Below are 12,445 nucleotides of genomic sequence, written 5' to 3' on the forward strand. Positions count from 1 at the left end.
TATAAATGAAGCGTGAGGCTCTTATTAATTTTTATCTTTAGCCTCACAAATCCCCAGATAGTCTATTTTTGTTCTCTGTGTACCATATCTGCCAAGGCCTGTATCTGGCGCGTGAGAAAAGCGCGTGTTTTCTCGTCTGTTAGTTCCAGCTTGTCTGTATCAAATTTATCCGCTGCCTGGCTGATCATCACTTCCGGCCTATTCAACACAAGGGCATCCATAAACACCATGCTCTGGCGTATGTGATACTGCGCACGGGCACCACCAATCATGCCCGGTGAGACCGTTTGCAGCGCGACGGGTTTGCGCGCAAACGGTTGCGGCGTAAGGCGAGAAAGCCAATCAAGCGCATTTTTAAGCACACCCGGCACGGAATAATTATATTCTGGCGTTACAATAATAACGCCATCTGCTACCCTGATCTGCTCCCCCATTGTTAGCACAGAAGCAGGAAAACCCTGCTCCTGCACATCCTGATTATAATGCGGAAAATCAGCGATAGAACCAAGCGCTGAAATAGTTATTCCATCTGGAGCCAATGCAGGTAACGTGCGCGCCACAATACCATTATAAGATGCCTTACGCAGGCTCCCCAATACAGTTACAAAATGTAGATGTTCTTTTTCCTGTGTCATGCTTCTGTCCTGCCTTGAAGTGTTTATTGAAAAATAGCCTGTCATGGATGACATGACGTGCAAGCAGCATGATCGTTGCGATACATGCCACGATGTATCAGTCTGAAATGTTGCCAAAACGCCCACTGTTAAAATCTTCAATTGCCTGACGGATTTCCTCCCGCGTGTTCATGACAAAAGGCCCATATCCGGCAATAGGTTCATTCAAAGGCGCACCAGTTAAAATAAGAAAGCTGGAGACTTTGGTAGCTTGTAATGTTACCTCTGTGCCTTCCTGATCCAACAGCACAAATTGTGCGTTTCCTACTTCCTCCGCGCCATTTACAATCAACTTTCCTTCAAGCGAAACAATAGCGGCATTATGCCCCGCAGGGAGAGAAAGCGTGACGTGCGCGCCCTCTTCCAGCTTTCCATCCCACACGTTAAGTGGAGAGAAAATGCGCGCAGGCCCATGCTCACCTTCATAGTCTCCCGCGATAATCCGCAGGCTGCCCGTATTATCCGGCAATGCAATGGTTGGAATTTCCGCAGCCTGTAGGGTTTGATAGCCTGCTGGCGCGCCTTTATCTTGAGCTGGCAAATTGACCCATAACTGCACCATCCGGAAATCTCCCCCAGCTTTTGCATAAGCTGGAGAATGAAATTCCTCGTGCTGGATACCGTTGCCTGCTGTCATCCACTGCACATCACCAGGGCCAATAATGCCACCACCGCCAGATGAATCACGGTGCTCCACTTCACCATCATAAACAATGGTAACGGTTTCAAACCCTTTATGTGGATGCTGGCCTACACCGCGCCGTGTATCTGTTGGCGCAAACTTATGCGGGCCTGCATAGTCTAACAGCAGAAACGGGCTGAGGTGCTCACCAAAATCCGTATAGGAAAACAGAGAGCGTACAGGAAAACCATCACCTACCCAGTGTCCACGCTCATTTCCATAACGACCAAGAATTTTCTTCTGCATGACTTTTGTCCTGTCTGAAGCAAGAGCGCTTTATGCGCCTTTTGTTGACACGAAACATGCGCTCTTCTTATCGTCGCATAAAGATTCCTAAATAAAACATTGCGTTTCATAGGTAGGACAATGAGAGACCTGAATGACTTTGGATATTTTGTACAGGTTGTAAAATATGGTGGATTTTCAGCGGCGGCTCGTGCAACTGGCCTACAGAAATCTCTCCTCAGCCGCCGTATCCGCCTTCTTGAAGAGCGCCTGCATACGCGCCTGATCCAACGCTCCTCACGCCATTTTAGCGTTACGGAAACAGGACACCGATTTTATGAACACTGTATTGCCATGTTGGAAAAAGCAGATACGGCAGAGCGATCTGTAGCCCAGCTTCAAACCGAACCCTGTGGGCTTGTGCGCTTAAGCTGCCCTGTAGCTTTGCTGAACTTTCAGTTTGGTGCCTTACTTGCCCGCTTTATCATGCTGTATCCAGCCGTAACGCTACAACTTGAAAGCACCAACCGGCGCGTAGATGTCCTGAAAGAAGGTATGGACCTTGCAATACGCGTGCGGTTTCCGCCCATTGCTTCATCAGATCTTGTTATGCGCACGCTTGATACCAGTACGCAGTGTTTGATTGCAGCACCAACCCTTGTGCAGCACCCACTATCTTCCCCGGCAGATTTAAACGCCTTTCCCAGCTTGGATTTTCATACCACACCGGGTTCACACTCATGGTTACTGGAAAATCAGGAAGGACAAACAGCCACCATTTTTCATGAACCACGATTGGCAACAGACGATATGGCTGTGCTGCGCGAAGCTGCCCTTGTAGGTGCTGGTATCGTGCAAATGCCCACCATGATGGTTTGGCAAGATATTGAGGCAGGTCACCTGATACGCGTTCTTCCAGACTGGCATCCGCAAGCTGGTATTATTCACGCTGTGTTTCCATCTCGTCGCGGGCTTGTTCCCGCTGTTCGCGCTTTGCTAGATTTTCTGGCGAAAGAATGCCGTGCCCAACGTAACTTGGCCACAGAAATTTTTAAAATACCCTCTGCATAAAAAAGTATATCTACAAAACAGACCTCTCAGTTCTTATAATCTGATTAGCAGAAAACAAAATCATTTTTCAGATGCTCAAAAACGGAAACCTTACTTGCCGGGAACGTTGTATCTAAACGCCCTACACCAATCAGGCAGACACTCAAAAATTCTGTCATTTTTGGTGCGGCTTGTTTCCACAGTCATATGTATGAGGTTTGTTATGGCCGAAAAGAAAAACAAAGACAGCAAAAAACAAGCTCAAGATAAAAAACTTGATGAAGCTTTAGATGAAAGCTTTCCTGCAAGTGACCCACCGTCCAGAAGTGGTTTTACCGGAGATAGAGAACCACCTGAAAAACCCACTAAAAAACCCAAAAAATAAATATGTTTGTTTTTAACGCGCCTTGTAAAACGGCACTCTCTTTAAGTGAAAAATCTTAAAGAGAGTGTTTCTCATCTCCTATCTTTTACCGTTTGTGAACTATTCCTGCCCGACTTCTAACACTTCAGGATACTGTTGCTACTGGCATTGGTTTTACTATTCTGCCTTGGTCTGTTGCCAGCAAAGTGATTGTTCTAGGCAAATCCCGCGTGTATGAACTCTGTTGCTGTTAGAAATATTCTTATTGAATTGGCCAAAAGCATGGTGATGTCGCAAAAGCAGATATTCACATTAAGCTTGCATTGCCTGTCTTTTGCTTTGGCTATAGGCCAACCATGATACACTTAAATCTATTCCTGTCATGGATCGACAGCCAATAAACACGGAACTGCCCGATGCCCTCTTCCTTCTCTTCCATGTTTCATGCAGCGCAGGCACTTGCTGATAACCGCACAACAGCCCGCAAACTGGTAGAAAATGCTTTAGACAACATTGCAGAACCTCATGGAGAAGGAGCGCGCACCTTCGTATCTGTGCATGCTACGGCTGCGCGCAGGCAAGCCGATGCCATAGATAGATTGCGGTGTCAGGGACAAGCGCCATCTCCTTTAGCTGGGCTCCCCATCTCTGTTAAAGATCTCTTTGATGAAGCTGGTTCCATTACCAGAGCTGGCTCCATGGTGTTAGCAGATGCCCCGCCTGCAAGCATGGACGCGCCTGCTATTGAACGCCTGAAGCAAGCAGGACTTATTAGTATTGGCAGAACGACCATGACCGAATTTGCTTTCTCGGGCATTGGCATCAATCCGCATTTTGGCACTCCGGCCAATCCATGGCACAGGCATGAAAAACACATTCCCGGAGGATCTTCTTCTGGAGCTGCCATTTCGGTCTCGGACAACATGGCATTTGTAGGCATTGGCAGCGATACAGGCGGCTCCTGTCGTATTCCAGCAGCACTTACCGGCCTTGTTGGCTTTAAGCCCACTGCACGCCGCATTTCTACCAAAGGTACGGTTCCTCTTTCTTCTACTTTGGATTCCATTGGAAGTATTGGCCGCACCGTAAAGTGCTGTTGGGCTACAGATAGCCTGATGGCAACCGGAACACTTCGTATACAGGATGCTCCAACCGGACGAGAAGGCAGCACACTTCGCCTAGGTATTCTTAGCACTTCTGTTATGGAAGATATGGACGACACAGTTGCCCATACATGGGAAAATTGTTTACGCAGACTTTCCAAAAACGGCGTTATGCTGGAAACATTTACCTGCCCACCCCTTAAAGAAATTCCTCAAGCCAACAGCAAGGGAGGGTTTCCCGCTGCTGAATCTCTTGCTTGGCATCAACCTTTGCTAGAAAGGCACCGTAGCGTTTACGATCCTTTTGTATTGCAACGTATTCTACGAGGTTACGAGCAGAACGCTGTGGATTACATTTCTTTACGGCAAAGCAGAACCAAATTGATCCAACAGGCAGCAGATATCATGAACCATTATGATGCTGTTATTTTGCCAACCGTGCCCATTATCGCTCCCAAAATTAGCGATATGCATGATAACACTCGTTATGTGGCAACCAACCTGCTCTTATTGCGCAATACCACTATCGCCAATTTTCTTGATTTATGCGCCATCAGCTTGCCGTGTCATCAGATGGGTGAAGCACCGGTAGGGCTCATGATTATGGGCCGTCATGCGGAAGATCATATTCTTTTCCGTATCGCTGCACAGATCGAACATATTCTGGCCTCCTAAGAACTACTGATACAATAATTAGGAAGCCAAATGGGCAGACAGTCTGCCTGCTTTTTGTAAAGCAGCTACCGAAGAATTATTCATAAAATTCTGAGAACTGTATCAGGCCGGAGTTCCCGGCCTGATATCGTAAGCTTTCTGCACAAGAGCCGCGCGCTCACCAAGCCCATCGGTAACTTTCTAATTCCATGCAGCCTTTTGCAGCCAATCAAATTACAACTTCATGACCAAATCCTGTGCTTGCACCTATTATAAGTATTGTTGTCATCACTTTTATCTCTTTGCAATTCAGATATAGATCAGACAACAATCACTCCTGCAATTACGGTATTAAGGGCCCTATACATGATGAAGGCATTAATACTCTACCATGGCGGCAATGATGAAATATGCTGGCAACCCTTCTGTTCTCTCAATGCACTTCCATGCTGCTGGCCGGAGATGGATTTAGCCTTACACAGAATGGAAACAACAATGCTTATGGGAAGAGTGTACAAAACGTTATCATCCCCGTTAACAAAGTCCATCAGTTCTGTTTCGCGCTAAATGGACAAAGCCTGTTCCTATCCTTCCCCAAAATATACGGCCCCTTACAAGAAAAGGTTCTTCCATAATGCAGTGATAATGCTTTGCTGCACATATATCCGCTATTTGCTATAATATGGTTATGACCCAGAAAAGCCCACGCAAAACCATATCTGACAGGAGAAAGCCTCCCTCTCCACGCCAACAAAATTGGAAAACAATTTTGCCTGTTATGGGAATTATCTTTGCTTTGCTTATCGCAGCAACAGGGCTGCGGGCAGTCCTAACATCACATTCCCATACCCAAATTGGTGGGCCTTATGCCCTGACTGATGAAAACGGGCACGTAGTCTCACAAACTGATTTTCAAGGCCGTTATACGCTCATCTACTTTGGTTACACACATTGCGTAGATGTTTGTCCCCTGACACTTGCAACCGTATCGGCTGCACTGGAGGAGTTCGGGCCGCTCGGGCAGAATATTACACCCGTTTTCATCTCGGTTGACCCCGCACGAGATACACCGGCTGTTGTAAAAGAATATATACAACGTTTTTCACCACGTATTGTGGGTCTAACCGGAACCGAAGCACAACTTCAGCCTATAATGGCTGCATTTCATGTCTCCGCACGGTATCGTACAAGTAATGGGGCTGGTTATCTTATGGATCATAGTTCGCTCTTGTATCTGATGGACGGCCAGAACCACCTAGCTGGTATGATACCGGTAGATTCCAGCGCCCATCACATTGCACTTGAACTTAAACAGCTTTTGCCACCACCCAAAAACCATCCATCATAAAAGTTTATCAGCCCTTCATCAAAACCGGATACGCACACCACCAAAATACGCCCTGGGTGAGCCTGCATAAATAGAACCAGTACTATTCATGAGCATACGCGCCGTTGCCTGCTGTCCGTTGCTCTGCAAACTGTCACTGATGTTGGTCGCCCCTGCAATATAGGTTTGGTTTGCAACATTCTGCACTTCGAAATACCAGTGTAACCGATGTGCCCACCCAAGCCGTGTTGGCGGATTATAATGCACTTCCAGATTCAACAATGCGTAACCGGGAGCTTTCAAACGATTGGCGTTATCCAGCCAGTAGGAATCCCGCCAAGTCACCTCAGCGTAACCACCAAGCCCTTCCAAGGCACCATCAGGCTGATCGTACAAAAAACGTGCATTAAGAAAATTGGGAATCACGCCCGGAATATAATTTCCTTTACGACTGAAACTGCGTGAGACGGTACTATTTGAAAGAACCTCAGTGTAATTTGTATAAACCTGATTATCATAAGTATAACTAAGCTTTATACGTCCTCCCGGTAGCATTGTAGGAAGCGGCTTCCACTCCACCCCCAAAACAATCCCCCGATGCTGGGATGCTGGCGCATTAAACGTATAGGAACCCACGGTATTCACACCGGCAGACTGGCTAACAAGTTCATTATTATAAAATTCGTAAAAACCCGTTGCTTGAATAGTCATGTTGGAAGATGGATGCCAATCGGCACCAAGATCAATACCAACACTTGTCTGGCTTTTCAGTTGTGTATTGTTACCATATTGCCCCTGCGGCGTAATGAATAGATTTGAAGATGACGGTGTTCCATAGGCAGTGCCAACACGGGTATGAAACGTCCATTTTTTTGATGGTGTGTAAATCAATGCTCCTTCGGGAGCTAAATTGAAGTAGAAGCGATTGGCCGTAATATAGCGCTGATCCCGGCCTGTGGCAGAATAACTGTAAAGCGTCTCGGTAGCCCCAATATCCGAGTATGTTCCCCCAAGCCCCACCACTACGTGCCAGTTGGGGGCAAAATGCCAGTCCTCCTGAAACCGCGCACCTAAATTCCACTGGTGCCCATAGGATTCCGAACTCATTGCACCACGAGTAGCCCCACCAAGCGGCATGATATTGTAGGTCTGAGAGCCAAAGTCGAGATAATCAAAACTGATCCCGCCAAAAGTTTCCAGTGATTTACCACCAAGACGTGCATGGTTCGTTATATCGCTGCTGGCATTGTAGGAATTGTACGGGCCAACATACGCTACTGGCGATGTCGGCTGATCAATATGGCGTTGATCATAGGTAAACTGGTTACGCCAGATTGTGCGCGCATTGAAATCATGTTCCCAACGCAAGCCAACAACTGTGCGGCGGTCAAAACGGCCCAAACCAGCAGCTTCTGGGCTCATGGCTTCCTTTGTTCCGTAACGACCATTCACCAACAGATTAACGGATGCACATCCTGTTGCTGCATTTACAGCATTATAACATCCCTGCTGGTAGGGATTGGCCCGATACTGGTTAAGCGATAGCCGCACGGGTAAAAAAGCATCCGTAACGTTGTTTACAAATTTCAAGATAAGCCGATCTGATGATGTGAGGTTAACACGCAACCGCACATTTTCTGTTGAAGTGTTGTAACGGCTATTGGCAATAAACCCATTTCCCCGCACGTCACTCCCAAAGATCATGAGATCATAATGTTTATTACCAAGCCCCAACGTTGCGTAATTATTGAACATTCCGAAGCTACCAAAATCCGAACCCACCTCAAGACCATGAATATCGGCTCCTTTTCGGGTACGAAAATTGATCGCACCGTTAATGGCATAATTGCCGTAGAGAGTTGATGCCGGGCCTTCAAAAACATCCACACCCGCATAAGCATGTGGATCGATGAGATCGGCACGAGCGGTTCCATCAGGCTGTGTCATCGGGAAGCCGTCTTCCAGCACCTGTAGGTTTTTTAACCCGTAAGACTGACGGTCTCCCGAACCTCTTACAGAAACCACTGTATCCCGTGGGCCATTCCCTTGCGTGAAGCTCACGCCGGGAATGGTCACAACCATATCCGCAACACTTTGCCCGACCTGATTACCAAAGTTGCCGCGATCAGAATGGTACGTTGTTTGCCCTGCGGGATGCGTTGTTGCGGAAACGCAGCTATTTCCCTTTACCGTAACCTGTTCAGTTTTTGCCTGCTTCCCCATCGGGGATACGAGCTTACCATGCTGTATTTGAGAACGTGCATGGGCCATCTGAGCTGCGGAAAAAAGAGTGACAGCCACCATCACTCCGGAAAACCGAAGAGGGGTGCCATAAACATGAAACATGATTCTGAACCTGAATAAACAACACGAAAAGCCCGCGTGCCAAAACACGCGAGCAACCCTGTAATTTCAGGTCAGACGGGAGGTCCTTGCGGACAGAGAGACGTACGTTTTGGCGTAGGCGGCCCACGGATAGGTGCAAACATCCATGTTCGGCACACACATTCAGCAATCAACCCAGCAAAAATACAGAACGCAACACTGAGTAAAAAAAGCTCAAGCACTTCAGAAAGAAGAAAACTATCGTCCTGCGAATCTGTCGTGTGGTGATGCTGTCCATCAGGATCAGAAAGCGGTTTCTGATCATCGCAAAGAATACTCAGTTTTATGAGATCTTTGAGTGGATCTTCAACCAAAGCGACCGGGGAAACAACTCCACCAAATGTCAGCCGTGCGACCAGAGCAAGCAGCACCAGTGGCCAAAAGACCACTGACTGAAGCAAGCTGTGAGAGCGAGTTAACATCCATAATGACTACCGTAGATTACTCTGATTCACCAGATCAGATTTACCAACGCTTTTGTCTCGGTGGTATGAATCCTGGGGCCGTGGGTTCGAATCCCGCCGCGGACACCATTATGTATTATTCTAGTGATTTAGACGCCTGTTGAGGCGGGTCATTACGCAAAACCCCGCCAAGCCTAAGAACCTAGCTGGGCTTGCATTGCAAGTTGGCGTTGAAGAAACGCCAAAGGCCGCCCACGACCCTGTATAAGCATTTGATAATAAACAAAAAATCTTGTTACGGGGGCCTGCAACCAAAGAAAACTGCTGCTTGTCAGTGGGTTCGTAGAGAGGTTCGCTGCATGGCATAGTCGATTGATAAACAATCGTTTTGATCAATATTCTATCTCACTGAGACCTCTTTCGGTCAGACCGTGTCAGTCAGCCAGTCCTCAGTTCGAAGACCCTCCACCCGCTGGAATTCCCGAAAGTTCCCCGTCACCACAATCAGCCCTCTGCTCCGGGCATGTCCGGCAATCATGAGATCATACGGACCTATGATACGGCCATTCCGTTCAAGTTCGGCCCGAATGTCCGCCGTATGGGCGGTCGCTTCACTGTCGAATGGCAGCACCGCCAGCCTTGCCGCGAAGTGCTCGACCTCACGCCTTGTGCGCACGGGATCTGACGAGCGTTCCGCGCCATAAAGCAGCTCATAAAAAACCACGTCCGAAATGCAGAGTTCCTCCGCATAACTGTTGAACCTCGGACGCAACCTCTGCGGCCGATCCCGCGATACCCGGATACAGAGGTTCGTATCCAGCAGGTAACGCAGCATTCAAAGTACCTCACGTTCCTGCATGGCCGGCTGGTTCCGCTCCCCCAGATCCACGCCGGGAGCCGCAAAGAAATCATCCCACGCTGCGTCAGCGGGAGCGATGATCCGTCGTGAATCTTCGGACACAATGACGACGTCACGCACCCGCTCCCCGAAGGCAACCATCTTCGGCAGACGCAACCTGCGAACGGTTGGATAGAAAGAGTGTCGTACGGGTCAGCGTCCGCTATTTCTCCTCATGGATATGCATCATGTATATCCCGTTTGAACGAAGCTGTCCCGTAATTTCGGGCCCCTCCTCACCACATACCTACAATCCGGACAGGTGATGCAGTGGCTCTTCCATCTGCCCACGGAAAATAGTGCTTATATCCCAATGAAAGTCCGGCCAGTCTTGATGCTGATAAATGTATCGCGCCACATGCTCTACACTCTCCGTGGAGAAAATGGTACATAATCACCGCAAGTTGCAAGGTTACGGGAGCAGCTTATACAAACACACAGAATGATTATGTTCAGAATGATGCATCACGCCATCAAGGGGCTGAGTGTCAATGGGGCTTCAATTACGTATCCCGTAGCTGGCTTGATGCAGCTAATACAGTCCATCTACCTTCCTATCATAGTAGGTGAGATTGAGACTGACTATATAACGCATGTCGATACCCATACACTAAAGTAGAAAGATTACATGATGAAAGCAAAGTCACCAAAAAAACAATCAGACCAGGTTTCTTCAGAAGCATTCCGAAATGCAATGAGCTTGCTGAATGCACCCGTTTTTCTTGTAGCTACCGATGGGCAATTTGGTCGACATGGGCTTACAGTATCAGAAATTTGTAGTGTCAGTCTGTCCTCACCCACGCTATTATTCTATATTAACCGAGATAATATATCTTATGAAGCTTTTTAGAAAACCGTAAATTAAGTATCAGAATTCTTAAACCTGACCATGGAACTCTTGCATTCCGTTTTGCATCTGGATCACCTGCACAGGAAGAAAAATTCAAAGATAACGAATGGATTGTTGATCAAGAAGCATCCCCAGTTATTGCTGATGATTCAGTGACTTTGGTAAAACGTATTATCGAAACCTTACCGTCTGTTTCTCATGATATTATTATATCTCATATTCAGGATATTGTTTTTCATGAGGAAAATCATCAAGCTTTATCCTGGTTTGGTAAAAGTTTTCATCATATATGCTCTTGAAGTAATTTTTCCGATGTTGAAATTCTAGGTTACTTTTTAAAATATCACTCAAAGAGCAATCATATCCTCGACCACCATATGCATCCATTAGATGATCATCATCTGATGGATGCCATGCTTTGACGCTAGTTCCATCTGTGTCCGCTTGTCCCGAATCGTTATCGTTGCATTTTGTGTCGTGAGCGAGCACGGATAGCACTAGCCTAATGTGTTCGTCGAAAGGCAGACCATCTAAAGATATGGACAACGATTATCGTGTTCTGTGCTGTGCTTTTTCGGTTTCAATGAGCTTGCTTGATCTCAGACACTTACCATGCCACCGTATTTTGAGCGCTCGGTATAGAACGTCGCATCGCTGATCCCGTGCTTGTTGCACAGATCGGCCACAGATACGTCCGCCTAATGTTCTCTCAGTATCCCAATGATCCGATCCTGCGTGAAACGCACTTTCTTCATCATCTGTCTCCAGTGGACAGGCCTTGCTTCAAGTCGAAGGGTAACGTAAATACTATTCTTTATTTAAACGCGTATTATTCTAATATTACTTCCAATCTTAAACGTTAACACTAAATAACTTAAGAAATTATACAAACTTCTCTAAATTGTAATAAGAAAAAATTTTCTGACGAAATATATCCCGTGCTGGATTAATTCCGACATCGTACGTAGCCATACCCACTTCCCACCGAGCAGACGGATGTCTTATCTCATGAACGGTAAAGTTTTTTTCTGTTTCAGACAGTATAGATAAACTGGAGCGATGGATTATTGCACATGCCAAGCCTGAGCACACAACCTGAATGACACTGAGACTCTCATTAAACCATAAGGTATAAGCAGGCTGTACTAAACTCGCATTTAATATCTGCTCCGTCCGATCATAGATTCCGTATGAAAATGTTTTTTTAAATCGTACTAATGGTAAATTTGAACTGGATATATCTGCAAGTCCTACAATATCATGACGATTACGAGGCACCAACAACACCAAATTATCATGCGTCAAGGAAAGAAAGTTCAACTCCTCATTGCGTCCGTGACGCATAAACCCCACATCTATTTGACCTGTTTTAAGTGCATGTTCCTGCTCCCCGGATGACATGTCTTCCAGCACAATATCAAACCTGCCGTCATTTTCGCTAAATTGTGGCAAAATAGTCGTTAGCAGATCCATGACTGAAAAAGTAAACCCGATCCGTATTGTTCCCGCACGCCCTCGGGCTAACTTTTGCCCTCGTTCCATGACACGGTTTGAATGGTCGAGCAGATTACGGGCTTCATCCAAAAAATTTCGTCCGAAAGCACTTAAGCTTGTCTGATGCGTAGTACGCATAAAAAGATCAGCCCCCAGCACGTCTTCTAGCCGACGGATTTTTTTGCTTAATGACGGTTGTGACATGCCCATGTCACGAGCAGCATCCGAGAAATTTCCCCTTTCTGCCAAAAAAAGAAAGGCACGAAGGTGTTCCATATTCATATTACCCACCATAAACCGGTATATATTTAATCCACTATTCCATAGTTGAATAA

At 46.7% G+C, this 12,445-nt stretch carries 14 protein-coding genes and 2 pseudogenes; 7 read left to right on the forward strand and 9 right to left on the reverse strand.

Annotation, left to right across the window (positions count from 1 at the left end; translation table 11 throughout):
• Positions 1 to 62: 62 nt before the first annotated feature.
• Positions 63 to 635 (reverse strand): NADPH-dependent FMN reductase, encoded by a 573-nt coding sequence (locus FKW31_RS15135; protein ID WP_150178975.1) that lies wholly within the window; start codon positions 633 to 635, stop codon positions 63 to 65.
• A gap of 97 nt (positions 636 to 732) precedes the next feature.
• Positions 733 to 1,602, reverse strand: coding sequence for a pirin family protein (locus FKW31_RS15140; RefSeq protein ID WP_150178976.1), 870 nt, complete (start codon positions 1,600 to 1,602; stop codon positions 733 to 735).
• 120 nt (positions 1,603 to 1,722) lie between these two features.
• On the opposite strand from FKW31_RS15140, the gene FKW31_RS15145 reads away from it, so the two are divergent.
• From FKW31_RS15145 to FKW31_RS15170, 5 genes and pseudogenes are all read left to right on the forward strand, one after another.
• Positions 1,723 to 2,652, forward strand: a complete 930-nt coding sequence (locus FKW31_RS15145) for a LysR substrate-binding domain-containing protein (RefSeq protein ID WP_150178977.1) — start codon at positions 1,723 to 1,725, stop codon at positions 2,650 to 2,652.
• A 202-nt stretch (positions 2,653 to 2,854) separates the two neighbouring features.
• The gene (locus FKW31_RS16510; protein WP_162269446.1) at positions 2,855 to 3,016 is read left to right on the forward strand and encodes a hypothetical protein; all 162 of its coding nucleotides are present in this window, start codon (positions 2,855 to 2,857) and stop codon (positions 3,014 to 3,016) included.
• Positions 3,017 to 3,129: 113 nt separating this feature from the next.
• Positions 3,130 to 3,355, forward strand: a pseudogene (locus FKW31_RS16515) (hypothetical protein); the annotation flags it as partial.
• A gap of 56 nt (positions 3,356 to 3,411) precedes the next feature.
• Positions 3,412 to 4,773, forward strand: a complete 1,362-nt coding sequence (locus FKW31_RS15155) for an amidase (RefSeq protein WP_150178978.1) — start codon at positions 3,412 to 3,414, stop codon at positions 4,771 to 4,773.
• A 757-nt stretch (positions 4,774 to 5,530) separates the two neighbouring features.
• Entirely contained in the window at positions 5,531 to 6,100 is a 570-nt protein-coding gene (locus FKW31_RS15170; RefSeq protein WP_238332874.1) for an SCO family protein, read from the forward strand.
• An 18-nt stretch (positions 6,101 to 6,118) separates the two neighbouring features.
• Here the strand turns inward: FKW31_RS15170 and FKW31_RS15175 are convergent, their stop codons facing one another.
• The 4 genes from FKW31_RS15175 to FKW31_RS15190 all read right to left on the reverse strand — a co-directional run bounded on the left by FKW31_RS15175 (position 6,119) and on the right by FKW31_RS15190 (position 9,868).
• The gene (locus tag FKW31_RS15175) at positions 6,119 to 8,473 is read right to left on the reverse strand and encodes a TonB-dependent receptor domain-containing protein (protein ID WP_150178979.1); all 2,355 of its coding nucleotides are present in this window, start codon (positions 8,471 to 8,473) and stop codon (positions 6,119 to 6,121) included.
• Positions 8,474 to 8,496: 23 nt separating this feature from the next.
• A complete protein-coding gene (locus FKW31_RS15180; RefSeq protein WP_089179409.1) occupies positions 8,497 to 8,886 on the reverse strand; it encodes a hypothetical protein in 390 nt (129 codons plus the stop codon).
• A gap of 406 nt (positions 8,887 to 9,292) precedes the next feature.
• Entirely contained in the window at positions 9,293 to 9,703 is a 411-nt protein-coding gene (gene vapC, locus FKW31_RS15185; RefSeq protein WP_150178980.1) for a tRNA(fMet)-specific endonuclease VapC, read from the reverse strand.
• Positions 9,704 to 9,868: an AbrB/MazE/SpoVT family DNA-binding domain-containing protein gene (locus FKW31_RS15190; RefSeq protein ID WP_150178981.1), complete on the reverse strand. Its 165-nt coding sequence runs from the start codon at positions 9,866 to 9,868 to the stop codon at positions 9,704 to 9,706.
• Between the two features lie 592 nt (positions 9,869 to 10,460).
• On the opposite strand from FKW31_RS15190, the gene FKW31_RS16720 reads away from it, so the two are divergent.
• Both FKW31_RS16720 and FKW31_RS16725 read left to right on the forward strand, forming a co-directional pair.
• Positions 10,461 to 10,616 (forward strand): flavin reductase, encoded by a 156-nt coding sequence (locus FKW31_RS16720; protein ID WP_370513073.1) that lies wholly within the window; start codon positions 10,461 to 10,463, stop codon positions 10,614 to 10,616.
• Positions 10,617 to 10,639: 23 nt separating this feature from the next.
• Complete coding sequence (locus FKW31_RS16725) at positions 10,640 to 10,915, forward strand: flavin reductase (RefSeq protein ID WP_370513074.1); 276 nt, start codon at positions 10,640 to 10,642, stop codon at positions 10,913 to 10,915.
• On the opposite strand, the gene FKW31_RS15205 is transcribed toward FKW31_RS16725, so the two are convergent.
• The 3 genes and pseudogenes from FKW31_RS15205 to FKW31_RS15215 all read right to left on the reverse strand — a co-directional run bounded on the left by FKW31_RS15205 (position 10,824) and on the right by FKW31_RS15215 (position 12,392).
• Entirely contained in the window at positions 10,824 to 11,105 is a 282-nt protein-coding gene (locus tag FKW31_RS15205; RefSeq protein WP_150178982.1) for a hypothetical protein, read from the reverse strand. The two genes, FKW31_RS16725 and FKW31_RS15205, sit on opposite strands and share 92 nt — an antisense overlap.
• A gap of 122 nt (positions 11,106 to 11,227) precedes the next feature.
• A pseudogene (locus FKW31_RS15210) lies at positions 11,228 to 11,371 on the reverse strand (transposase); the annotation flags it as partial.
• Between the two features lie 127 nt (positions 11,372 to 11,498).
• Positions 11,499 to 12,392, reverse strand: a complete 894-nt coding sequence (locus FKW31_RS15215) for a LysR family transcriptional regulator (protein ID WP_166443425.1) — start codon at positions 12,390 to 12,392, stop codon at positions 11,499 to 11,501.
• Between the last annotated feature and the right edge of the window lie 53 nt (positions 12,393 to 12,445).

It is taken from the genome of Acetobacter sp. DmW_136 (assembly GCF_008690365.1).
Lineage (GTDB): Bacteria > Pseudomonadota > Alphaproteobacteria > Acetobacterales > Acetobacteraceae > Acetobacter > Acetobacter oryzifermentans.